Source organism: Brevibacillus sp. BC25 (assembly GCF_000282075.1).
Classification (GTDB): domain Bacteria; phylum Bacillota; class Bacilli; order Brevibacillales; family Brevibacillaceae; genus Brevibacillus.
In genome coordinates this window covers 1-22802 of record NZ_AKIX01000049.1, presented here as the reverse complement: position 1 = coordinate 22802, position 22802 = coordinate 1, and the positions used below count along the sequence as shown (strand labels likewise).

Here is a 22802-nt window from a genome sequence, read left to right as displayed (position 1 = left end):
TTTATTCAAATCACAAATGGCAGGCGACAAAATGATCTCGGTCTGCCGCTTCCCGCAATGCAGGTGGTGTCGTCTTGCATATGTCCATCACGAACGGACAGCGCGTATGAAACAGACAGCCTGACGGCGGATTCACTGGGCTCGGCACATCTCCCTGCAAAATGATCCGATCCCGCTTCGCCCGTGGATCAGGGATCGGAACTGAAGAGAGCAGCGCTTTTGTATACGGATGCCGGGGATTGGCAAAAATCGTTTCCTTCGGGCCGGATTCTACGAGACTCCCCAAATACATCACGCCGATCTTGTCGCTAATATGCTCGACCACGCTCAAATCGTGAGAAATAAACAAATAGGTCAAATGAAATTCTTCCTGCAAATCTTTTAGCAAATTCAAGATTTGCGATTGAATCGACACATCGAGAGCAGAGACTGGCTCATCCGCGACGATCAGCTTCGGCTTCAAAATCAAGGCGCGAGCGATTCCGATGCGCTGCCGTTGCCCTCCGCTGAATTCATGGGCGAATTTCTCCGCATGATAGCTGGAGAGTCCGACGACCTCAAGCATTTCGGCGACAATCCGATCCCGCTCTTGGGTAGACAGCTTCGTATGAATGAGAAGAGGCTCTGCAACCACATCGCGAATTTTCATCCGCGGATTCAGTGAGGCGTACGGGTCCTGAAAAACCATCTGTACCTGCTTGCGCACTTCCCGCAGCTTCGTTTCGTTCATCTTGGAGATTTCTTCTCCATTGATCCAAATCTTACCCTCATCTGGCATCAAAAGCCTTGTGACCAAGCGCCCTGTCGTCGACTTGCCGCAGCCACTCTCTCCGACCAAACTGAACGTCTCACCTTCCTTGATCTCGAACGAAACGTGATTTACGGCTTTTACGCTTTTTTTGCTGCTTAATAGACCGCTATCAATCGGGAACGTTTTTTTGATACCGTCTACCACGACCAGTGATTTAGACATGAACATCCCTACCTTCCTCTTGATAGAGCCAGCAGCGGCAAGAACGTTCCTCTCCCACCATCGTAATGGCAGGCTCCTTTTCCCAACAAACAGGCATGACGTCCTTGCAGCGCGGAGCGAATTTGCAGCCCTTCGGCATATTGTTTGGTGTCGGTACGTTCCCCGGAACCGAATCCAGCCGCGCGCGCTTCTGCCCGATTTTGGGGACAGAGCCGATCAAGCCTTTGGTATATGGATGCTTGGGTTCGTCGAACAAGTCGTAAACAGATGCTTCCTCCACGACACGCCCTGCGTACATGACCACGACACGGTTGCACATTTCTGCCACGACGCCGAGATCATGCGTGATCAACAACATCGACATATGCTCATCAGCCTGAAGCTGCTTCATGACGTCGAGGATTTGTGCTTGAATCGTGACATCGAGTGCAGTCGTTGGCTCATCGGCGATCAACAGGTTGGGATTGCAGGACATCGCCATCGCAATCATGATGCGCTGTCGCATACCGCCAGAGAGCTGATGCGGATACTCCCCCATAATTTCGCTTGGTCGCGGAATGCCCACCTTTGTCAGCATGTTCACTGCTTGTTCTCGCGCCTTTTGATCGGAGTAGCCGAGATGCAAACGAATGGCTTCCATCAATTGCTCTCCGATTTTCATCACCGGGTTGAGCGAGGTCATCGGCTCCTGAAAAATCATCGAGATTTCTTTTCCGCGAATACGGCGCATATCACTCTCCGAAATCGAGAGCAAATTCGTACCGTTGTAAACAATCTCGCCATTGGTAATCTCACCAGTCGTGTCCTTGAACAGGCGCATGATCGACAAGGAGGTCACACTCTTGCCACAGCCCGATTCGCCAACCAGTCCAAGCACCTCGCCTTTTTTTATATGAAAGCTCACATGATCGAGGACGACTGTCTTCTGGTTGTCTCTCGTAAATTGTGTCTGCAGATGCTTTACTTCAATGATGTTCTCACTCATCTGCCCCATCTCCCTCGTTTAGTTCTTCGTTTTCGGGTCCAAAATATCGCGCAAGCCATCCCCAACCAGGTTGAACGCCAGCACGGTCAAAAAGATCGCAATCCCGGGAATGATGACCACATGAGGAGAAGTGGCGAGATAATCACGCCCCATACTGAGCATCGCCCCCCAGTCGGGACTCTCCGGCTTTGCCCCTAGACCGAGAAAGCTGAGACTGGATGCTGCCAAGATCGAGGTACCGATCCGCATGGAAAAAAAGACGATCATACTGGAGACGGTCTCTGGAAAGATGTGTCGAAAAATAATTCGGCTGCTTTTGGCACCCATGGACCGCGCCGCTTCTACAAACACCGCTTCCTTGGCAGCCAATGTATTGCCGCGAATCAAACGAGCAAACGATGGGATACTGAACACCGCGACCGCTACGACGACATTCGTTAATCCCGGGCCGAGGATCGCAACAATGGCGATTGCGAGCAGCAAATCGGGAAAAGCAAACATGACGTCACTCCACCGCATGATGAGGCGATCCAGCCACCCGCCGTAATATCCGCTAATCAAACCTAATACCGTTCCAACCACTGCACCGACTACCACAGAAGAAAAGCTGACGCCAAGAGAGATACCCGTTCCTACAATGATACGGCTCAAAATATCTCTTCCGTATTCATCTGTCCCTGCCCAATGCTCCATGGAAGGAGTCTGCAACGTCACATCATAGTTCGGCTCGTACGGATCATACGGCGCGATCCACGGGCCAAACAGAGCTATCACAAACAAAAACAAGATAAAAAACCCAGCCCAGAAAGCTGTCTTTTGCTTTTTCCACTTCTTCCAAAATTCGCGGGCCCTGGATTTCTTTTCCTTGGGAACTACAACGTTATGCCCGATTTCTTTTACTACCTCCATTTACGTCACCTCCTTGCCATTAGCTGTCATAACGGATTTTCGGATTCAGTGCCTTGTACAAGATGTCTACCAGCAGATTCACGAGAATGAACTCCAGTGAAAACAACAGGATGACTGCCTGTACGACCGGATAATCGCGAAAAGCAATGGAATCGATCAACAGACGCCCCATACCCGGAATGCTAAACACCGTCTCCACGACAACCGATCCGCCCAACAGAAAGCCGAATTGCAATCCGGCGATGGTCACGACCGGAATCATCGAATTTTTCAAGGCGTGCTTGCGAACGACTACAGATTCCTTCAACCCTTTTGCCCGACCTGTTCGGATGAAATCTTCCTTTAATGTTTCGAGCAGGGAGGACCGTGTAAATCGGGCCAGCATCGACATGATTCCTGCTCCCAAGGTTAACGAGGGGAGCACGTAGCTTTTCCAGCTCTCGACCCCACCTGTGGGAAACCAGCCCAACGTGACAGAAAAAACCTGTATGAGAATGAGCCCCAGCCAAAATCCAGGTAAGGAAATACCAGAAATCGCCGTCAGCATCCCTACGTAATCCGGCCATTTATTGCGGAAAACAGCAGAGATCGTCCCAATCAGCAGTCCGAGCACCAAGGCCCAGCCCAGGCTCATAAATGTCAACGTCATCGTTATAGAAAAACGGTTTTCAAACATATCGCTAATGGGAAGCCCCGTCTTCAGGGAGTGTCCCAAATTTCCTGTCAGCAGGTTTTGCATGTAGTTGACGTACTGGGTAAGCAATGGCTTATCCAAGCCCAGCTCCTGACGCACCCGCTCGATCTCTTCCAAGGTCGCTTCTTTTCCCGCCGCCAAGCGAACAGGATCACCCGGAACCAGATGGATAAAGAAGAAAATGAGCAACGACACGACAACAATAATCGGGATGATCTCGATGAGTCTCTTCACGATATAACGGAACATGGTACGGTTCCTCCTAAAAGAAAAGCAGCGCCCAGCGGCAGACAATGCCCGAACGCTGCTTCAAGTATTATTGGAACGTCGCTTCTCTTACATAGATGCCGCCACTTGGTGTGATATAAACACCGTTCACGTTCGCGCGTTTTCCGTACAAGATTTCATCGACTGCGAGGAAAATCCATGGTGCATCTTTAAACACATTTTCTTGCACGAAGCCATACAGCTGCTTTTGCTTATCTTGGTCTGATGATTGTGTTGCTTCCTTGATGCTTTGGTCGACAAGGTCATTTTTGTAGAAAGCCGTGTTCGCTCCCGCTGGCGGGAAGTTCTCGCTGCTAAACAACGAACGCATCGCATTGTCTGGATCAGCAGAGGACCAGCTTACGTACCACATGTTCATTTTTGCTTCTTCTGGAGACTTGATGCCGTAGATTTCATCGGACAGCGTCGCTTCTTCCATCGATTTCACTTCAACGGTGATGCCGACCTTTTGCAATTGCTGCTGAATGAATTGCATGCCCTTCATCGTATCTGAGTTCGTATTGCCCCAGATGTCCGTTGTGAAGCCATTTTCGTAGCCTGCTTCTTTCAAAAGCTGCTTCGCTTTTTCGATGTTGTATTCATAGGCGCCTTGCTTCGCATAGTGGGCAATCGTTGGGGACATCACGGATTCCAGGTGTGCGCCATACCCGGACTTCACGACTTTAATGAACGCGTCCTTGTCTACTGCATGGTTGATGGCTTGGCGAACGCGCGGATCGTCAAACGGCTTTTTCAGCATATTGATCGAGACATAGCGGGTGATAGTGGAAGGTGTGCGCTCTACCTTTACTCCCTCTGCTCCGTTCAGTGTCTCTACTTGCTGCTCAGGTAACGGATAGATGACATCGGCTTCACCCGTCTTCAGCATGGCTACGCGGGAGCCATTTTCAGGAACGGGCTTGTAGACGATTTTACCGACCTTGGCTGCTCCCTTGTTCCAGTGATCTGGATTCAGCTCTACCGTCAAATGGTCACCCTGTACCCATTCCACGAATTTATATGGACCTGTACCGACTGGATTTTTGGTAATGTCTTTGCCGTACTTTTCCAGAGCCGCCGGGCTGATGATTCCGGTCGTGAACTTGTTGATCATCGCGGAAAACGGCTGGTTCAGCGTCACTTTCACTGTGTGCTCGTCGACAACCTCTGTGGACTTGATGTATTTGTAGTTTCGATAAGCTCTCAAGTTGTTGTCTTTGTTGCTCATCCGGTCGAAATTGATTTTGACCGCTTCGGCATTGAATGGTGTGCCATCATGGAACTTCACGTTTTGCCGGAGCTTGAAGGTGTACTCTGTCGCGTCTTCATTCACGGAATATTCAGTCGACAGACCCGGCATGAGCTTCAAATCCTTGTCATAAATCAGAAGCCCTTCAAACATCGCGCTTTGGACACCTGATGAAAGTGCATCCCCTGTATTTTGCGGGTCCATCGTGATAAAGTTTTCGTTTACGGCGATGACCATCTGATCCTTTTGCGGCGCTCCCGTCGTTGTCCCCCCATTGGAAGCTGCCGGAGTTCCACTACCGCTACCACCGCCACTGCCACTGCCACTGGAACATCCGAAAAGTAAAGCCACTGAAAAAAGTAAGACAGATGCGGTTCGCAAAAACGAAGCTTTTTTCATTTCTTTTCCCCCTTGTCTTCATCTACTCTATGGGTGATATCTGGATGTCCATGGATAGGTCTAGCCTACCGGTTATCGGGTAAATACGATTTCTCTTCCGGTCGCAGCTGATTCGTATATGCCGCACAGAATCTTCATCATCTCCACGCCGTCCTGTACTGGGCTAAGTGTTTCTTTTTCACCCAAAATGCATGCGATGAAGTGATCGATCTCATTTTGGAAGCCTCGCTTGAAATCAAATGATAATTTATCCATCTGCGGGCTGACATTCAGGATCGTGTCATGCTTCTCTGCAATGATGGACAGCTCTGGCTCCACCTCTGCGCCTCCCTTGTCTCCGTACAGTTTGACGGCCAACTCGTCTTTTTTCGCATGCAGTGTATAGCTCACATCCACGAAAAGGGACGCTCCGTTTTCAAAGCGAATGAGTGCATTGGCCATATCCTCGACAGTGTTTTGGGAAGGATCGTAATCAGCTGCTTTGTAAAAAGAGAGATTTTTGACGTTGGCGCGATTGCCCAGCTTGTTGTATGTATTGCCGCTGACTGTCGTTACTTTTGGGCAGCCCATCAAGTACCAGCACAGATCAATGACATGCACCCCAAGATCGATGAGTGGACCTCCGCCAGATCTGTCCTTATCAGCGAACCAGCCTCCCGGATTGCCCAAACGGCGCAGACAGGATGCCTTCGCGTAATAAATCTCCCCCAGCTCGCCCGCATCGATGAACTGCTTGAGCAATTGCGCATTCGTATCGTACCTTCTCACAAAACCTACTTGGAGCATCTTGCCACTCTCTTTTACGGCCTCCTCTATCAGGAGAGCGCTTTCAACTGTTGTACTTAAAGGCTTTTCCAAAAGCACGTGCTTACCCGCTCCAAGGGCAGCGATGGCAATATCTGCGTGTGTGTTGTTCCACGTACAAATACTCACAGCGTCTACCTGTTCATCTGAGAAAACATCCTCAAGCTTGCTGTAGTAAGTTTCGGCCCCGTACTTCTGTGCTTTTTCCCGAGCGCGCTCCTCGTTGAAGTCGACGACGGCCCGAATTTCTGTACGCTCGTTTTGCTGGTACGATTGCAAGTGCATGTCTGAAATTGATCCTGCACCAATCACCGCAATTCTCACTTTTGCCATGATGTTGTCTTCCTCCTTGCTTCTCATCTGTTAATTAGTTTTTTCAGTGGAGTAATTAATAAGATGATACATAATTGTTTTAATTTTTGCAATACAGTTTTCGATTAAAAATTTGGTGTTTTCTCTCCTTGTTGATCTAGCGCAAAAACTCCCCCTGCCGCTCCCATCACTCCAGCTTCTACCCCGATCTGGCTAAGGACGACACGTACCTCCTGCGCCAGTCCAGGGATGCATCTCTCCCTCATGCTCTTCTCAATTTCCGGCATGAGTATGGTAGAAGCGTTCATAACTCCACCTCCGAAGACGATTACCTCCGGGTTAAACAAATAGATCAGATTGGCTGCTCCGGCTCCTAAGTAAAACCCTGCTTGCTTGATGAGTTGCTTGGAAAAAGGATCTCCTGCTAGCGCAGCCTCACTGATCGCTTTGGCCGTGACTGGCTCATTTGTGGTTGCCAGCTTGTGGCGAGCGGCGTTTTCAATGGCAGTACCCGATGCGAAGTTTTCCAGGCAGCCTCGATTGCCGCAGCGGCATGGCGGTCCGTTCCAATCGATCGAGATATGGCCGAACTCACCCGCACTCCCATCCCGCCCTGAAACCAATCGACCGTCGCTGATCACTCCTGCCCCTACACCTGTGCTGACGGTGACATAGATCATATTTTGGGTGCCAGCTCCTGCGCCCCATAGCCACTCCGCGATTGCCGCTGCATTCGCATCATTGAACAGCCGGACGGGCAGTCCGAACCTCTGCTGGATCAGGGTGCCAATCGGTACATTTCTCCAGCCTAGATTGCTCGCAAATACTACTTCACCGTTCGCGCTGTTAATAACTCCTGCGGAAGCAATTCCTACGCCGCGTACTTTTTGGGGATCGATGCTGCTTTCTGATAGGACATCATCAGTAGCAGACAGCACCCTTTCGATCACTGCTTTTTCTCCCTCCTCTGCTAAGGTCGGCAGCTGCTTTTGTGCGATTATCCTGCCTGCGTGATCAACCAAACCAGCCAAGATTTTGGTCCCACCCAGGTCCAGCCCAATCGCATATTCATCTTTTGCCATGCTCGTCTCTCCTTTATTTACCGTAAACTCGATATTAGTTTCTCCAATGGCTTTATAAATTCAACTTAGCTTTATTTGTAGCACACCCCTCTCCTTTCGTCCAGATTATTCGAAAAATTAATTTCATCGGCAGAGTTCTTTCGAATACCAAGTAGTACATAGGACAGAATAGAACTGTTAAAACGTCCAAAAGGAGAATTGTACTATGAATAAACAGACGCTGGCTGCCCATGAATCACTGGATATTCATGAAGTACTTAACTTCAAAACACTCTGCCTCTCCAAATCCAAGCTGATGCAAGGCATCGTATTTGATCAGGATTTACGAGCGTTGATGCAAAAAGATGTAGAGCAAACCTTGCAAGCAATCGCGGAGCTTCAGGCTATTTACAAGCACGCACCCTTCCAGGCACCGATACCGCAAACTCGTCCGACCCCCATCATAAACTGAAGGTGAAAATCTGATGAACAACGATTATCAAGATCCCATTAATGCGCTAAACATGCCGGAGAAAGCGGATATGACTTTTGCCATGGACTTTCTCATCCGTGCCAAAGAAGGCGTCCGAAACACGGCAATCGCTCTGACTGAAACAGTTACTCCCGAAGCAAGAGCCGTACTACGGAAACAACTCCACCAAGGAATTGCCCTCCATCAAGAAATCGCGGAGCTGATGCTCAGTAAAAAATGGTTCCATCCCTACGAACTCCATGAACAGTATCAACTAGACCACCTCTCCGCCTTGGAAACGATTCAAATCGGACAAATGAACTTCTTCCCTGAGGATACCTCGCGAAAAGGCATGTTCGATCGGACACCAGATGAACACCAGTGATGGGGGAACTTATTGATGAAAGCTGTTACATATCAAGGCATTAAAAACGTCGTGGTTAAAGAGGTACCCGATCCGAAGATTGAAAAGCCCGATGATATGATCGTGAAATTGACCAGCACCGCCATATGCGGATCTGATCTCCATTTACTTCATGGCATGATCCCCAATTTGCAAGAGGATTATATTATCGGTCACGAACCAATGGGAATTGTCGAAGAGGTTGGCCCCGGTGTAACCAAGCTGAAAAGGGGCGACCGCGTCATCATTCCTTTTACGATTGCTTGCGGCGAATGCTTTTATTGCAAAAACCATTTAGAGAGCCAATGTGACAATTCAAACGAGAATGGCGAGATGGGTGGTTTTTTCGGATATTCCGGTACAACGGGTGGTTATCCTGGAGGACAGGCGGAGTATTTGCGGGTGCCCTTTGCGAACTTTACCCATTTCAAGCTTCCCGAAGACTGCGAGGTAGAAGACGAGAAGCTATGCCTGATCGCCGATGCGATGCCAACCGCATACTGGAGCGTTGATAACGCAGGTGTGAAGAACGGAGATACCGTGATCGTTCTAGGCTGCGGACCAGTAGGCCTCCTTGCCCAAAAGTTTTGTTGGCTGAAGGGTGCAAAACGTGTGATTGCGGTTGATTATATCGATTACCGCCTACAACATGCAAAGCGTACGAACAACGTTGAAATCGTAAACTTTGAGCAAAAGGAGAATATCGGCAACTACCTGAAAGAAATCACGAAGGGTGGTGCTGACGTTGTCATCGATGCTGTTGGTATGGATGGAAAAATGTCCGCTCTGGAGTTTCTGGCGAGTGGATTGAAGCTGCAAGGAGGCGCCATGGGGGCAATCGTCATCGCTTCTCAAGCAGTCCGTAAAGGCGGCACGATCCAAATCACTGGTGTTTATGGCGGACGCTATAATGCCTTCCCTCTTGGAGACATCATGCAACGGAATGTCAACATACGTTCCGGACAAGCACCTGTAATCCACTACATGCCATATATGTATGAGCTCATTACCACCGGAAAAGTCGATCCAGGCGACATCATCACACACGTCATTCCCTTAAGTGAAGCAAAGCGTGGATACGAAGTATTTGATACCAAAACAGACAATTGCATCAAAGTCATTTTAAAGCCTTGATGAGATAACGGGAAGGAGGATGCTGGTACGATGAATTACGGATTGCACGAACAGCTTGAACTGCATGAAATTGCTTCTTTTAAAACCATTTGCATGACCAAGTCCAAGACGATGCAAGCCCTGGTTTCCGATGAGACGTTGAGACAGATTTTGGCAGACGATGTTCTCGCATCCACCAGACAGCTTCAAGAGCTGAGCTCTCTACTGGCAAAAGCAAATTCATAGGGGGACAACGCATGACTGGCATTCTTCAAAGCTTAGCTGGTATGGGTGGCCTGACCGATCAAGTAATCGCCATGGACTTTCTCATCTCCGCAAAGAGCGGTGTGCGAAACTATGCGATGGCACTGACAGAAACAGGCACCCCAGAAATTAAGGCAACACTCACCAAGCAATTGGAAGAAGCAATCGATTTGCACGAAAAGATCAGCCTGTACATGATTGAGCGTGGCTGGTACCATCCATGGAATGTTACCGAGCAGATTCAATTCGATCAGCAAAATATCCAGACCGCGTTAAATCTTCCGTGAAGTGAAAGCACCCTCTTTGGGTGCTTTCTTTTTCTTTTTAAAAGGTTATGTGAACCAATATCTTTACTACTTTATCTACCATTCGACAATATCTCCTAAAGTAAAAGGAACAAACATCCTATAAAATGGTATATATAGGTGTTTTTAGGGAGGGGCGATGATATCCATCTCATTATTCTGTATAGAGTACCGCAACATCTGGCATCTACTCGATGATCGTTTCAGAGCTACATTACCACTATCATGAAAGGTTGATGTTCATGTTTAAAAAAGCCTTGATCATCCTGACATTAAGCTCAGTTGTCGCTGTACCAAGTGTAGCCGCACAAGCCCAAGGGGCATCTCTACCTCTACAGGAAAAGGCACCAGCCTCCGCAAAAACAATAATCAAAAATGCCGCATTTGGTCAGGAAGTCTGGGTCATGCTCGGCTCCCCTATTCCAAACGGTTGGGTCGTAATCAGATCTTCTGGCAATATGAACCTGATTAAGGATATCAACAATGCTCCTGCTGGTTACGAAGTTTGGGTCATGCTCGGCTCCCCTATGCCTGACGGATGGGTTGTGATCAGAAGTACTGGGACTATGAACCTGATTAAAAATCTGAACAGCGCCTCTTCTAATCAGGAAGTTTGGGTCATGCTCGGCTCCCCTATGCCTGACGGATGGGTTGTGATCAGAAGTACTGGGACTATGAACCTGATTAAAAATCTGAACAACGTTTCTTCTGGTCAGGAGGTATGGGTGATGCTAGGCTCGCCTATTCCTGACGGTTGGATTGTGATCAGAAGTTCGGGGAATATGAACCTGATCAAGCGCCTATAGACTAATCAGAATAATTAAATAACCGCCCCCCCAATAGCAGGCACATAGCATGCATCTCATCAACAAGCTGATGTCGACAATCAATCGACATCAGCTTGTTTCCTTTTCTCTTTGGCCACAGGCTGAGGACTCCAACTCCTACCGTTCATCAAAAATTCGGTAAAAAACGACAATATTGTAAATTCTTTGCGCTTAACTTGAAAATACTGGATATGTACTTTACCATTAGAAAAACAATTTCAAACTACTTAAAAGAGATGGACTAGTAGGAATGAAATTGTTTTTGTAATCAAAAACATATGAAAAGGAGGTCCGCAGAGAACTGTACTGGGAACCACGAAAACTCTTGCTTGGGAAGGAGCCTTATGATGTTAGAAAGAATTTTGGGTAAACTTTTATTGTTCACTATTACTCTTGTCACTCTTGTAAATGGATATTTTGTTACGCCGACAAACGCACAGGATCAATCCGAATATCGCGTGGATTTTAGCGGTGTATCCGCCTCGATCCCTGTCAATATCCGTACCGGACCGACTACTTCTGCTACTATCATCGACAAGCTTCAACCAAATACCCGCGTACAATTTTCAGGTTGGACCCGAGGTACCTCGCTCAATGACTTTTGGACAAATGCCCCTGATAATAGATGGTTCTTCTACGAGAAAAACGGCGTGAAGTACTATGTTGCTTCTGCTTTTATTAATGGAAACCCACCTGCAACCGATCAAGACAAGGTCTTAGTTTCGTATCAGGTAACGATTACGACAAATATCCCTGCTCTCAGACAAGCCTATGAAAATGCCATACGAAATTGGAACAACACAGGCATTGTTTCATTAACACCAACACAAAATGCTCCCATTACCTTGGGGGAAGGCTATGCGAGGGGGTATGATGGATTTGGTTGGTGGCAATCGAATGGTTCCAGAGTAACCGGTGGCACAGTCATCCAATGGAACAGAGTGAGCAACAGAAACGCCGCTTATTTAGAAGCCTTGGCTACTCATGAGATTGGACATGTACTACGACTAAATCATAGATCGGATCACTCGATCATGAATAACTCTTGGTTAACGAGAATCACTGCCCCTACCCAAAACGACATCAATGAGCTTCGAAACATCTATAGTCGATAACTCATTGATTGCCTACACAAAAGACAATGCAAGGACCTCTTTTGGCTGTCGAGAAAGTCGACGGCCTTTTTTGATGAACAGCCCCACTCTTGGTGATAGACTCCTTTCCTTCTCACTCATCTGCGCATACTATTATAAATATTCCTTACAATTCCTAAAGGAGAATCCCTATGAACAATCAAATTCTCAGTGCGCGCCTGACTCTCACCAAAGTGGCATTACCCGATTGGGATCTGATCCGCTCCATCTATTCCAACCCGACACTGATGGAGCATATCGGAGCTACCATGAGCGATGAAGATATCCGCCGTAACTTTGAGAAAGAACTCGCTCCGTGGAGCCTCGAATCGACCCACTGGCTAACCTGGATCATACGTGAAACCGACTCAGGTAACGACGTTGGCTTGATTAGCTTCTGCACCCGTAACCGAGAAACTCTCACTGCGGAAGTAGGCTTCATCATACTGGACGGATTCAAGGGCAAGGGCTATGCAACGGAAGCAATCAGACGCGTATTTGATTTTGCTGTGGATACTTTTGGATTCAAAAAATTTACGGCTGTTTGTTCCGAAGAGCATGTGGCTTCACGACGCGTTTTGGAGAAGGCTGGAATGAAGCTGGATAAAATCGTGCCCGAAAGCACTGAAATTGCAGGTAAGATAGTGAATGACTGCTTTTATTCGTTGGAGAAGTAAGCGGATCTAAGATGGACTCCCGAGTTTGCTTACATCGCTTTTGGCGGTATTGTACTCGGTGGAATCGATGCCTTTGAACCAATAGAACGATTTCTAGCTGCACCTAGACCAAATATAAAGAGTAAGATTGACGCACAAACCAAAAGCAGAAGTGGAACAGTCCAGCTATCCGTTACATCATGTAGATATCCGAAAAGTGTCGGGCCTATTGCAGCAAGTAGGTATCCAACTGATTGAGCCATACCGGACAGCTCTGCAGCCTGTTGAGCATTCTCTGTACGTAAACCAAAAAACATCATCGATAAACTAAATGCAAAACCTCCACCAATTCCTAGCATGATGATCCACCAAACAATAAAATTCGCGCTTCCGTAAAGTAATCCAAGCGTTCCCATTAAAAGCAAAATTGTCGTAATCGTAACTAATGAACGTTGACTGGACATACGCCCTGCGATAATCGGAACGACAAAAGTAAATGGCAGCAAGGCTAACTGCATAATAGAAAGTAACCAACCAGATTGATCTGAACTTAATCCTTGCTGTTTTAAGATTTCAGGTAGCCATGTGATCAGTACATAGAAAAACGTAGATTGGAGTCCCATAAACAAGGTTACTTGCCACGCTAGTGCGGAACGCCATAAATTCACACTGCTATCAGCCGATTGATTTTTAAAGGTGGCTGTTTCCCTATTGCTGCGTTTCATTTGAGGTAACCAAAATAATACGGAAGCCATACTAAGAATGCCCCATATACCCAATGCCCCTTGCCATCCAATTCCTATTCCAACTGCAATGGGAACACTAATACCAGATGCTATTGCTCCCAATAAATTCATAGAAACGGAATATACACCAGTCATTAAACCAATGCGTCCAGGAAACTCCCGCTTTATAAGGCTAGGCAACAATACATTAGAAACGGAAATGGCCAATCCAAGAACAGCAGTACCGATATATAAAGTAGCGATTCCTGAGAGGGAACGCAAAATAACCCCAAAAGTAAGAAGGATGATGGAAATTAGAATCATGACTTCTACTCCAAACTTTCGCCCTAATTTAGGAACAAAAGGAGAAAAAAGTGCAAAAGCTAGTAGGGGCAACGTGGTAATCATACCTGCCAGCGTATTCGAAATATGAACATCGTCCCTAATAAGACCAACTAGAGGCCCCACCGAGGTTAAAGGAGCCCGTAAATTAGCTGCAATAAATATTATCCCTACAATAACTACCCAAACCGCTGATCTAGTAACACTTGGATTTGATTTTATATCTTCCGTGCTCATCATTTTCCCTCCTAGTCTATTAGAGTGGATACAGGAGTTAATTCGTAACCGGAGTAAAACGGCATATTATAATATACTTTTTAATCCACAAAACACACTATAATATAACGGATAGAAATTGTCCAATATCTATCATTTCTAATCAATCACAACAAAATATAACCCTCTAGCAACCATACGGTCGATAAAGGGTCATAGTCGTCGTAGTCTATGAGAATACAGGGAATCGATTTTTAGACCCCGTATTTCAATATAATATGGATCACAACAAGATCGTCGGATTGATTTATATATGAATGCGTACCATCTGCACAAAAACTGATCGAATCATATTGATTCAAGGTGTATGACTCATTATTTACATTGATGGAAAGGGTTCCTGACATTACCGTCGCAATTTCCGTTGTATTGTGGTGATGCTTCTCTGGATAGTATGAGCTATTCGGTTGTAAATAAGCTCTATACGTTTCCATTTCATTACTTACGTTCTGAAAGATTGGCTCAATTACCCAATCTTTATTATCCCCAGCAATTCTGAGTCCCTGCCCAGCTCTGGACAGATTCACACTGTCTTCGGTTGAGAATAAAGCCAAGAGTGGTATAGATAAGCATTTCGAAATTTTCCACAACACCCCGATTGTTGGGTTAGTTTCTCCACGTTCAATATTTCCAAGTGTCAGCTTGCTCACACCCGATAATTCTGATAAATCTTCAAGGCTCAAATGTTTCTCTTTACGAATTTTTTTTAATACCCCTCCAACCTGTAAAACAACTTGTTTGGGATCATCGGTTTCTAGATTCACTTTAAGCCTCCCTTTGCCATATCGATGGAAACTATAAAAAATAGGCGATTAGCATTTCATATACGATAGTGGATGAAATCATACTAAATATACCACATAAAAAAGAAACCCTTCCTGCCAAAACAGAAAGGGTCTCCTCCAACTGGTCTGCTACTTAAACCAGCCTTTTTCCTTGGAATGCATAATCGCCTCGATCCGATTGCTCACACCGAGCTTGTCGAGAATGACGGAGATGTAATTCCGCACAGTCCCTGTCGTAATGTACAGCTGGCTGGCAATCTCCTTGGTGTTCTTCCCGTCAGCGATCAAGACCAGAACTTCCTTTTCCCGCTCCGTCAGCGGATTCTCCTGCCCGTATGCCTCATCGACCAACTCAGGAGCATAGATCCGCCGCCCTGCCATAATGCTGCGAATCGAACTAGCCAGTTCTTCGCTCGGGCTGTCCTTGAGCAAGTAGCCGTTTGCACCTGCCTTCAGTGCTCGTTCGAAGTAGCCTGGGCGGGCAAAGGTCGTGAGAATCATCACCTTGCAGCCGCTACCTTTCAATTCCTCAGCAGCGTCTAATCCGCTTTTGACCGGCATTTCGATATCCATGATGCAAATGTCGGGTTGATGCTGATGCACGAGCTTGACGGCATCCTCACCATTACTTGCTCTTCCGACGACCTTCATATCCTCTTCCAAATCGAGCAGGGAAGCAAGGGCTCCCAAGAGCATCCGCTGATCCTCTGCAATGACAATGCGAATCATCCTCCCGCCTCCTGTTCCGGTTGTTTGAAGACGTTGGGTACCCGAATCACTAGCTGTGTTCCAGACACCGAGGACTGGATTTCCATACTTCCGTTGACAAATTCCAGCCGTTCCTTCATCCCACGCAAACCGTTTCCTCGGTAGACCAATTCCTCCGCCATTCCAATCCCATTGTCCGTAACGCTTACGACAAGATCGGTACGAGTGGGTTCGATGACGATGGAGCAGGCGCTGGCATTGCTATGTTTCACAATATTGTTGACCGCTTCTTTCAGGCACATGCACAACACGTTTTCTGTCATCAGCGAAGTATTGGTTAGATTCGTGTCGCCTTCCAGCACGAATTCAATTTCCGCCGCCTTGAAAATTTGCTTGATCCGAAACGTCTCATCTTCTAGCCGCGTCCCACGCATTTGCGTGACCATTTCCCGTACTTCTTTCAATGCGATTCGCGCCGTTTGCCTGATTTCTTCCAGCTCTGTTCTTGCCAAAGCAGGATTTTTGTTAATCAGCTTGTTCGCCAAATCACTTTTCAACCCAATCAAGGAGAGCTTCTGCCCCAACGTATCGTGCAAGTCGCGGGCAATGCGTTGACGTTCCTCGAGCTTGACCAGCTCCGATATTCGCTTGTTCGCATGCTCCAGCTCTCCCTGCAGCTTCTCTCGCTTATTCCAGTTGTACGTGGTCACGGGCAAGAGAATGACCGCTATCATGCTAACCAAAACAAACGGAAGCTGGCCAATCAATTGCACGTTTTTGGTGAAAAAGCCGATATTGACCGATATGGTGGTGCTAATCAAATGAACCGTGTACAGCGTAACAAAACCGATCTTGTTCTCGATATTCCCGATAAAAAACGCCAGGAAGAGCGAGAAATACACATAGCCGAACATCAAGGTCATGGCGACGGATATGATAATCTGCACACTCGTCCAAAAGTAAATCAGCCAACCCTTTGACAGGAAGGAGAATACATAGCAGATGAAAAACAGAATGATCATGATGATTCCGATCACCGCTTCGTACGTCGAAGAGGACCGGAAGATGAAATAGAATGGCAGGATGTAGAAGACAACCCACACATAAGGGCTCAAGCCCGTATTTTTTTGTAGAATGTGATACCACTTCTGCTTTTGCATGCTTGCCCACCTTTTCTTCGCCACTCTCTCAAGTGTATCGGAATTCAAAGGTTTATGGCAGGCTTATTTTCCTTCCAAACTCGGTTTGGAGCCTTGGAGTGCATCTATGATTGCTTCCGATTGAGCAGCAGCCAAACGCTTGAAGCCTTTGAAGCTCACAAACCGCTTGTTGCTCTCATCCCACAAATGAAAACGAAGGCACTGCACGCTGGACGCCAGTGTAATCGTCGTCGCCATCTGAAGCGGCGGTGTGTCGTTATGTGCTTTTTCCAGGTTGTAGTTCGGTACGCGCGGGCTTAAGTGATGGACATGGTGAAAGCCAATATTTCCTGTGATCCATTGCAAAACCTTCGGTAGCTTGTAGTAGGAGCTTCCTTCTACTGCCGCTTTCACGTAGCTCCACTCTTCATCGTTCTCAAAGTACGAATCCTCATACGTATGCTGCACATAAAACAGCCAAATCCCAAACAAGCCAGAGACGAAAAAGATCGGACCTTGAATCAGCAGGAATGCTTGCCAGCCAACCGCCCAGATCAAAAGCGCATAAAGACCGACCAACAGCACATTCGTCAAATACGTATTCAACCGTTCTTTACGGCGAGCTCGCTTCACATTAAAACGATACTGAATCAAAAAGACAAAAATAGGTCCCAAACCAAACATCACGATCGGATTGCGATACAGCCGATAAGCGATTTTATGCCAAGTAGAAGCTTCGAGATATTCATTGACAGTCATCATCCACAAATCGCCTACGCCTCGTTTGTCGAGGTTGCTGCTCGTTGCATGGTGAATATTGTGACTGTTTTTCCATTGTTCATAAGGGACGAGGGTCAGCACACCGGTAATCGTACCAACGATGTCATTCGCCAGACGATTTTTGAAAAAGGATTGGTGGCAGCAATCGTGGCAAATGATGAATGTACGGATGACAAAGCCGGCTGCGACGATGACGATAGGCAGCGTGAGCCAATAGGACACAGACAGACTGAGATAAGCACCGTACCAGAGTAGAATCAGCGGAACTAACGTATTGATTAGCTGTCGGATACTCTTTTTCAAGTCTGCTTTTTCAAAGGGGGCAACATTCTTTTTCAATTGGGCAATGTTGGCTTGATGCATCAATTGTTTCCTCCTCGATTGATGCGCACAGGGACATGTGAATTCGCCGGACGCAATATTCTATCTTCATTGTAGGAAATAGCGTCTAACCGCTGTAGTCATAAACGTCAAGTCGTGGACATGACAAATGTCATGGTTGAATATATATCTGGAAAATTAACGGGGGAGTAAACTACAGCAAAAAGGAAGAATCCAGCGCATAAAGGATTGCTGAACTCCGCTCCTTAAAAATTAGTATTCCCATTTTCCCCGTTTGGAAATCTTGAAAAGCTTCTATGATCTCTTCAAGGGTAGTCTCGTTGATTTTCACAGACCCGCAGGAGTGCGAAGAGACCCCATCCTTGCTTCGGATGAGGTCTCTCGCTTTGACGCTTTTTGATTTACTTCACATCGAGGCGCTTCACGATGTCATCGAGCAGCAAATTCGCTGCCTTGATGCCGCCTGCTTTGTTCCAAACCGTTTCGTCTACTTGGTAAACTTGATTGGTCTTCGCCACATTCAGAGATTTGAAGACTGGGCTTTCCATCCATTTTTTCGCGTTGTTCTCAATGTCTTTAGATTCTTTCGTTGGCTCGGTTACCCAGTAGAACAGGATGTCCCCGTCCATAGCGGACATACCTTCTTCGCTGATCATTTCTGCAAAGTTGTTTACGTCCTGGGAAGCTGGACGTGCTAGTCCGAGCTGATCGAGCAGCACACCGCTAAAGGTATCTTTTTGATAGATTTGTACGCCTTTTTTGGAGAACTTCGCTACGGATACTTTAGTAGAAGCTTTTGGACCCAGCTTTGCTTTCGCAGCAGCTACACGGTCATCGAATTCTTTCAGGACTTGCTCGCCTTCTGCCTTCTTGTTCAGTGCTTCTGCATAGAGCGTGAAGTTGCTTTTCCATCTACCGGACAGCTCTTCAGAGAATACGGTTGGAGCGATTTTGGACAGTTGATCGTAAATCTTTTCATGACGTACTTTGTTTCCGATGATCAAATCAGGGCTCAGGCTTACAATCGCTTCTAGATTCGGCTGGTCTTCAAAGCCCAACACTTCTACGCCTGTCATCTCATCCTTGATGTGAGGATACCAAGGATCTTCATCCCAGGACTGTACAGCAGCGATTGGCTTAACGCCAAGTGCAAGCAAGGCTTCGGTACCTTCATTTGTTAAAATAACCACGCGTTCTGGTGTTCCCTTAATCGGAGTGGTACCCATTGCGTGTTTCACTTCACGTACTTCATTGGAATCGGCTGGTGCTGGAGTAGCCTCAGTCGGCGTGCCCGATGCAACTGGCGCTTGTTGAGCTTGATTGGCATTGCCTCCGCAACCGGCAAGGACAACCAGCAAGCACAGCGCGAAGAAGCTGGTCATGATGTGGCGCATGGTACGTAAACTGGTCTTACTTTTCATATCGAGAATGCCCCCACTTCTGCTTATCAACTTAGTGATAACAATTATCAATTGATAGTATATAGAGACTCCTCTTACTTTTCTATGGACATGATTGTCTAATTGACATGGACCAGATTACCCCTGTCCGACCTGGAGAAAGTACGCTGTGCTCCTTTGAATCGTATGCTCTCTGCCAAACGGTCCCCATGGGTCCCATTCATGATTGGCGGGATGGTACACTTTGTTTTCCCGTACCGCGCGCAAGTCTCTCCACATTGGGTTGTTCCACAATACTGCCACGTGCTCCCGTTCACTCCAGAACACGATGATTCGCTCCGGGTTCAATTCGATCAGATCGTTGAGCGCATTCGGTTTATAGGCTGCGTGTGTCACATTCGGGTCAGGCGCAAATCCAAGCTTGTGATAAAACAAGTCAGCGAGGGCGTGCCCCTCTACGCCGTACAAACGCACCTCATCCTTTAGCACACGAATCATCGTCCATTCACCCGTGCGTGTAACCGGCAATAGTGCATCTCTTGCCTGTTTTTCCACTTTGTCGATGTGCTTGATAATTTTCTCTGCCTGACTCTCTTTCTGGAAGAGCGTCGCCAATTTGGTTTGGTAGTCAATCCAGTTCGGATAGCCGTCAAAGGTGACCGTTCCTTTTATTTTCTCCCAGTCTCCTGCCTCCCGATTGTGGAAAAAATTCATCCTGACGATCACATCAGGCGACAAGGTCAAAATCTCTTTCGGATCGATCAACTGTTCTGCATTCAGTGCTTTTGTCCCGCGCAGCTTTTGCTGCAAATAAGAAGGAAAGCCCGTCCTCGTTTCAAAGTAGTTCGGGAAGGAGGGGGCAGCAATCGGCTGAATTCCCATCGCAAGAAAATGATCCTGCAAAAACAGCTTGCTGACCACGACTACCCGCTGTTCACTTTGCTTCATATAAATTTGCGGCGACAATCCTTCTCGTTTTTTAAAGAGCCTACTAAAATACAGCTCATCGGCATACCCTACGTTACGAGCCACATCCTTCACACTTCCTCCAGAATGGGCAAGCAGCTCCTTGGCATGCTCCATCCGCAACCCAGTCAAATACTCCCCGGGTGTCATTCCCGTCGCACGTTTGAAAGCACGGCAATATGAGCTGGGGGTCAACCCCGCCAGTTTTGGCAAGCTTCCCAATTCCAGTGACTCGCGGTAGTGTTTTTGCATGTAGGTGATAGTCTCCTCAATCGATCCAATGCCCTTTTCCTCTTTCTTTTTCTGTTCATCATGAACAACACCAAGCAGCTCGTAGAGTAGCGCTTGGCTCTGCAAAAAAGAAGAGTAGTCCCGCTTCCGTGTCAATTGCGAGAGCTCATCCAATACCGTCAGAAATGAGGCGGGAGTAGAGACAGCCAAAACCTTGACTTCTTTCCTCTCGGGAGCGCTCTCTTGCTGATCGTGTCTCGCTTCCACGTAATGTAGCCTGTATATGTGCAACGGTCCTGATTGGCACCGCAATTCTTCTATCTTCGTCGTCTGGCGCAACAACAAGAGCTTTCCGGCGTCGAGCAGCTGCTTTTGACCATCAACTGTAATCTCTGCACTTCCTTCTGCCACATAGCAAAGGACATGGGTGTTTACCTCCACCTGACGCAGGTGAAAATTTTTCAATCGCTGTTTGCGAAAGGCGGTCATCAAAAAGCCAGGATAATCTTGATTAATCGTCAACAGATTCACATCCTTCTATCACCGGAAATAGCAAGAAAAAGTAGACAAGCTGATTACCAGAATCAGCCTGTTCTACTTTCATCATGTTGGAGATCTTTCTATTTGGCAAGTACTTGCCTGTCTATTGTGAGGAACGAGTCGAACGGAACATCAGCAAGAACAGATATGGCGCGCCTAGCAACGCCACCACGACCCCCGCCGGAATATCTTTCGGGATCATGACGATCCTTCCCAGCAAATCAGAAGCAACCAGCAATACAGCTCCAAGCATGGCTGAGACGACAACTGCACGGCGATGATGAGGTCCGACCAGCATACGTGCCGCATGCGGAGCGAGAAGACCGATAAATCCTACGGCTCCGACACTGGCAACTGCCGCTGAAGCGAGCAGCACTGCAATGACTGCCACAGACAACCTCGTTATCCGCACCTTTAACCCCAATCCCGTCGAGCTCTCGTCGTTAAATGACAAGAGGTCCACCCGACGTCCTAACCACCACGCGATCGGTGCTAAGACGAGGATCGCAGGCAACAGGCGACCTACTTCCATCCATCCCCGCCCGTATGTACTTCCTGCTAGCCAAGTGAGTGCAGGGGCTGCCAAGATCATGGAATGTACGATCAAAATATTGATAAAGGCGGCACCTGCGGCAGAAACCGCAATACCTACTAGCGTCAAGATGATTGGATTGAGTCCTCTTCTCCAAGAGACCGCGTACACAATCGCAGCAGAGATGATGCCCCCTACAACGGCCCCAAGCGGCATCCAAGCCGAGAGTTGAGGAAACACAAGGAGCACGATAATCGCCCCTACACCCGCACCGCTCGTGACACCGACAATCTGCGGATCAGCCAGCGGATTACGTACTGCACTCTGCATGAGACTCCCGCTGATCGCGAGTGCCACACCTGCCAACATCGCTGTTAACAGTCGCGGCATTCGAAGCTCAAACACCAATTGACTGTACATCTCGTTTCCTTGTCCCATAAAAATGGCGATGATCTCTGTCCACGGCAAGTACAAGTTTCCGCTAGACAAGCTGAGCATCCAAACGACCACGAGCAGCACAGCAAGCGTACACACTATCAGCGGATACGAAACTTTACGTTGTGCTCCTCCGACGCTCATCGAGCCGCCAGTCCCAGCACTCATACTGCGCGAGACACGCAAAGCCAGCCAAATCAACCATGGTCCGCCAATAGCTGCCGTGATGGCTCCTGCCGGAAGTTCACCATAATGATTGATGAACATACGTGCAATCGTATCGGAAGCTACAAGCAGCGCTGCCCCCCAGATGGCACAGAGCGGTAACAGCCATCTATGCTGCGTGATGCCGGACAATCGCACCAGATGCGGAGCCACGAGTCCGATGAAACCGATTGGCCCGACCACACTGACACTGACGCACGTAATCAAGATCGCAATAAACATGGTGAAAAGCCGTGTTTTTGCCACCTTTTGCCCCAATGATTTCGCCGTTTCTTCATTAAAGCTAAGTACATCCAGCTGCCTGGCCATGAAAAAGCTGACCAAAATCCCAACTACAATCCAAGGCCAACTGAATTCTACACCCGACCAGTCATTTTGCTTCAAGGAGCCTGAGCCCCAGAGGAAAATGCCATTTGTCGTTTCTTCGTTAAACAAGATGATGGCACTCGTCAAGGAGGAGTACACCAAGGTGACAATCATCCCGGACAATGCCACACGCACTGGCGAACCTTTTCGCCCGCCAGACATGAAATATACGGTAACGGCTGCG

Annotated in this window: 23 protein-coding genes; 8 read left to right on the top strand and 15 right to left on the bottom strand. The window is 47.6% G+C overall.

Annotated features, from left to right (window positions below; translation table 11 throughout):
• Nucleotides 1-10: 10 nt before the first annotated feature.
• From PMI05_RS14215 to PMI05_RS14185, 7 genes are all read right to left on the bottom strand, one after another.
• The gene (locus PMI05_RS14215) at nucleotides 11-973 is read right to left on the bottom strand and encodes an ABC transporter ATP-binding protein (RefSeq protein WP_085972483.1); all 963 of its coding nucleotides are present in this window, start codon (nucleotides 971-973) and stop codon (nucleotides 11-13) included.
• The gene (locus PMI05_RS14210) at nucleotides 966-1958 is read right to left on the bottom strand and encodes an ABC transporter ATP-binding protein (RefSeq protein ID WP_007722629.1); all 993 of its coding nucleotides are present in this window, start codon (nucleotides 1956-1958) and stop codon (nucleotides 966-968) included. The genes PMI05_RS14215 and PMI05_RS14210 overlap by 8 nt, the downstream gene beginning before the upstream one ends.
• Before the next feature lie 18 nt (nucleotides 1959-1976).
• Nucleotides 1977-2867, bottom strand: a complete 891-nt coding sequence (locus tag PMI05_RS14205) for an ABC transporter permease subunit (RefSeq protein WP_007722627.1) — start codon at nucleotides 2865-2867, stop codon at nucleotides 1977-1979.
• A 19-nt stretch (nucleotides 2868-2886) separates the two neighbouring features.
• Nucleotides 2887-3810, bottom strand: a complete 924-nt coding sequence (nikB, locus tag PMI05_RS14200) for a nickel ABC transporter permease (RefSeq protein ID WP_007722625.1) — start codon at nucleotides 3808-3810, stop codon at nucleotides 2887-2889.
• Nucleotides 3811-3877: 67 nt separating this feature from the next.
• On the bottom strand, nucleotides 3878-5476 hold the full coding sequence (locus PMI05_RS14195) for a glutathione ABC transporter substrate-binding protein (protein ID WP_007722623.1): 1599 nt from the start codon (nucleotides 5474-5476) through the stop codon (nucleotides 3878-3880).
• Between the two features lie 72 nt (nucleotides 5477-5548).
• A complete protein-coding gene (locus PMI05_RS14190; protein WP_007722621.1) occupies nucleotides 5549-6613 on the bottom strand; it encodes a Gfo/Idh/MocA family protein in 1065 nt (354 codons plus the stop codon).
• A 104-nt stretch (nucleotides 6614-6717) separates the two neighbouring features.
• The gene (locus PMI05_RS14185) at nucleotides 6718-7674 is read right to left on the bottom strand and encodes an ROK family protein (protein ID WP_007722619.1); all 957 of its coding nucleotides are present in this window, start codon (nucleotides 7672-7674) and stop codon (nucleotides 6718-6720) included.
• Nucleotides 7675-7879: 205 nt separating this feature from the next.
• Between PMI05_RS14185 and PMI05_RS14180 the strand changes: the two genes are divergently transcribed.
• From PMI05_RS14180 to PMI05_RS14145, 8 genes are all read left to right on the top strand, one after another.
• Nucleotides 7880-8125: a hypothetical protein gene (locus tag PMI05_RS14180; RefSeq protein WP_007722613.1), complete on the top strand. Its 246-nt coding sequence runs from the start codon at nucleotides 7880-7882 to the stop codon at nucleotides 8123-8125.
• Nucleotides 8126-8138: 13 nt separating this feature from the next.
• Complete coding sequence (locus tag PMI05_RS14175) at nucleotides 8139-8510, top strand: spore coat protein (protein ID WP_007722611.1); 372 nt, start codon at nucleotides 8139-8141, stop codon at nucleotides 8508-8510.
• A gap of 15 nt (nucleotides 8511-8525) precedes the next feature.
• Nucleotides 8526-9662, top strand: a complete 1137-nt coding sequence (locus PMI05_RS14170) for a zinc-dependent alcohol dehydrogenase (protein ID WP_007722610.1) — start codon at nucleotides 8526-8528, stop codon at nucleotides 9660-9662.
• Between the two features lie 30 nt (nucleotides 9663-9692).
• The gene (locus tag PMI05_RS14165; protein WP_007722609.1) at nucleotides 9693-9887 is read left to right on the top strand and encodes a hypothetical protein; all 195 of its coding nucleotides are present in this window, start codon (nucleotides 9693-9695) and stop codon (nucleotides 9885-9887) included.
• Nucleotides 9888-9898: 11 nt separating this feature from the next.
• Nucleotides 9899-10192 carry a spore coat protein gene (locus tag PMI05_RS14160; RefSeq protein WP_007722604.1) on the top strand — a complete coding sequence of 98 codons (294 nt, stop codon included), beginning with the start codon at nucleotides 9899-9901 and terminating at the stop codon, nucleotides 10190-10192.
• A gap of 260 nt (nucleotides 10193-10452) precedes the next feature.
• Nucleotides 10453-11016: a hypothetical protein gene (locus PMI05_RS14155; protein ID WP_007722602.1), complete on the top strand. Its 564-nt coding sequence runs from the start codon at nucleotides 10453-10455 to the stop codon at nucleotides 11014-11016.
• Nucleotides 11017-11381: 365 nt separating this feature from the next.
• On the top strand, nucleotides 11382-12152 hold the full coding sequence (locus PMI05_RS14150) for a matrixin family metalloprotease (protein WP_238543303.1): 771 nt from the start codon (nucleotides 11382-11384) through the stop codon (nucleotides 12150-12152).
• Between the two features lie 170 nt (nucleotides 12153-12322).
• The gene (locus PMI05_RS14145; protein ID WP_007722598.1) at nucleotides 12323-12847 is read left to right on the top strand and encodes a GNAT family N-acetyltransferase; all 525 of its coding nucleotides are present in this window, start codon (nucleotides 12323-12325) and stop codon (nucleotides 12845-12847) included.
• 29 nt (nucleotides 12848-12876) lie between these two features.
• Here PMI05_RS14145 and PMI05_RS14140 read toward each other — a convergent pair whose 3' ends face one another.
• The 8 genes from PMI05_RS14140 to PMI05_RS14105 form a co-directional block, all read right to left on the bottom strand.
• Nucleotides 12877-14130, bottom strand: coding sequence for an MFS transporter (locus PMI05_RS14140; RefSeq protein WP_007722597.1), 1254 nt, complete (start codon nucleotides 14128-14130; stop codon nucleotides 12877-12879).
• Between the two features lie 233 nt (nucleotides 14131-14363).
• Nucleotides 14364-14933 carry a helix-turn-helix domain-containing protein gene (locus PMI05_RS14135; RefSeq protein WP_007722596.1) on the bottom strand — a complete coding sequence of 190 codons (570 nt, stop codon included), beginning with the start codon at nucleotides 14931-14933 and terminating at the stop codon, nucleotides 14364-14366.
• Between the two features lie 150 nt (nucleotides 14934-15083).
• Nucleotides 15084-15683 (bottom strand): response regulator transcription factor, encoded by a 600-nt coding sequence (locus tag PMI05_RS14130; RefSeq protein ID WP_007722595.1) that lies wholly within the window; start codon nucleotides 15681-15683, stop codon nucleotides 15084-15086.
• Complete coding sequence (locus PMI05_RS14125; protein ID WP_007722593.1) at nucleotides 15680-16822, bottom strand: sensor histidine kinase; 1143 nt, start codon at nucleotides 16820-16822, stop codon at nucleotides 15680-15682. Before PMI05_RS14125 ends, PMI05_RS14130 begins: the two co-directional genes overlap by 4 nt.
• A gap of 63 nt (nucleotides 16823-16885) precedes the next feature.
• On the bottom strand, nucleotides 16886-17944 hold the full coding sequence (locus PMI05_RS14120) for a fatty acid desaturase (protein ID WP_007722591.1): 1059 nt from the start codon (nucleotides 17942-17944) through the stop codon (nucleotides 16886-16888).
• 380 nt (nucleotides 17945-18324) lie between these two features.
• Nucleotides 18325-19344 (bottom strand): ABC transporter substrate-binding protein, encoded by a 1020-nt coding sequence (locus tag PMI05_RS14115; RefSeq protein ID WP_007722589.1) that lies wholly within the window; start codon nucleotides 19342-19344, stop codon nucleotides 18325-18327.
• Nucleotides 19345-19461: 117 nt separating this feature from the next.
• Nucleotides 19462-21051 (bottom strand): AraC family transcriptional regulator, encoded by a 1590-nt coding sequence (locus PMI05_RS14110; protein WP_238543302.1) that lies wholly within the window; start codon nucleotides 21049-21051, stop codon nucleotides 19462-19464.
• 112 nt (nucleotides 21052-21163) lie between these two features.
• Nucleotides 21164-22802 (bottom strand): iron ABC transporter permease (locus PMI05_RS14105; protein WP_007722585.1); only part of this gene is annotated, 1639 nt, incomplete at its 5' end.

What these genes read in the sequence shown, in the direction of transcription:
- PMI05_RS14215 (WP_085972483.1), bottom strand. Translation starts at nt 973, where the DNA reads ATGTCTAAATCACTGGTCGTGGTAGACGGTATCAAAAAAACGTTCCCG.
- PMI05_RS14210 (WP_007722629.1), bottom strand. Translation starts at nt 1,958, where the DNA reads ATGAGTGAGAACATCATTGAAGTAAAGCATCTGCAGACACAATTTACG.
- PMI05_RS14205 (WP_007722627.1), bottom strand. Translation starts at nt 2,867, where the DNA reads ATGGAGGTAGTAAAAGAAATCGGGCATAACGTTGTAGTTCCCAAGGAA.
- nikB (WP_007722625.1), bottom strand. Translation starts at nt 3,810, where the DNA reads ATGTTCCGTTATATCGTGAAGAGACTCATCGAGATCATCCCGATTATT.
- PMI05_RS14195 (WP_007722623.1), bottom strand. Translation starts at nt 5,476, where the DNA reads ATGAAAAAAGCTTCGTTTTTGCGAACCGCATCTGTCTTACTTTTTTCA.
- PMI05_RS14190 (WP_007722621.1), bottom strand. Translation starts at nt 6,613, where the DNA reads ATGGCAAAAGTGAGAATTGCGGTGATTGGTGCAGGATCAATTTCAGAC.
- PMI05_RS14185 (WP_007722619.1), bottom strand. Translation starts at nt 7,674, where the DNA reads ATGGCAAAAGATGAATATGCGATTGGGCTGGACCTGGGTGGGACCAAA.
- PMI05_RS14180 (WP_007722613.1), top strand. Translation starts at nt 7,880, where the DNA reads ATGAATAAACAGACGCTGGCTGCCCATGAATCACTGGATATTCATGAA.
- PMI05_RS14175 (WP_007722611.1), top strand. Translation starts at nt 8,139, where the DNA reads ATGAACAACGATTATCAAGATCCCATTAATGCGCTAAACATGCCGGAG.
- PMI05_RS14170 (WP_007722610.1), top strand. Translation starts at nt 8,526, where the DNA reads ATGAAAGCTGTTACATATCAAGGCATTAAAAACGTCGTGGTTAAAGAG.
- PMI05_RS14165 (WP_007722609.1), top strand. Translation starts at nt 9,693, where the DNA reads ATGAATTACGGATTGCACGAACAGCTTGAACTGCATGAAATTGCTTCT.
- PMI05_RS14160 (WP_007722604.1), top strand. Translation starts at nt 9,899, where the DNA reads ATGACTGGCATTCTTCAAAGCTTAGCTGGTATGGGTGGCCTGACCGAT.
- PMI05_RS14155 (WP_007722602.1), top strand. Translation starts at nt 10,453, where the DNA reads ATGTTTAAAAAAGCCTTGATCATCCTGACATTAAGCTCAGTTGTCGCT.
- PMI05_RS14150 (WP_238543303.1), top strand. Translation starts at nt 11,382, where the DNA reads ATGATGTTAGAAAGAATTTTGGGTAAACTTTTATTGTTCACTATTACT.
- PMI05_RS14145 (WP_007722598.1), top strand. Translation starts at nt 12,323, where the DNA reads ATGAACAATCAAATTCTCAGTGCGCGCCTGACTCTCACCAAAGTGGCA.
- PMI05_RS14140 (WP_007722597.1), bottom strand. Translation starts at nt 14,130, where the DNA reads ATGAGCACGGAAGATATAAAATCAAATCCAAGTGTTACTAGATCAGCG.
- PMI05_RS14130 (WP_007722595.1), bottom strand. Translation starts at nt 15,683, where the DNA reads ATGATTCGCATTGTCATTGCAGAGGATCAGCGGATGCTCTTGGGAGCC.
- PMI05_RS14125 (WP_007722593.1), bottom strand. Translation starts at nt 16,822, where the DNA reads ATGCAAAAGCAGAAGTGGTATCACATTCTACAAAAAAATACGGGCTTG.
- PMI05_RS14120 (WP_007722591.1), bottom strand. Translation starts at nt 17,944, where the DNA reads ATGCATCAAGCCAACATTGCCCAATTGAAAAAGAATGTTGCCCCCTTT.
- PMI05_RS14115 (WP_007722589.1), bottom strand. Translation starts at nt 19,344, where the DNA reads ATGAAAAGTAAGACCAGTTTACGTACCATGCGCCACATCATGACCAGC.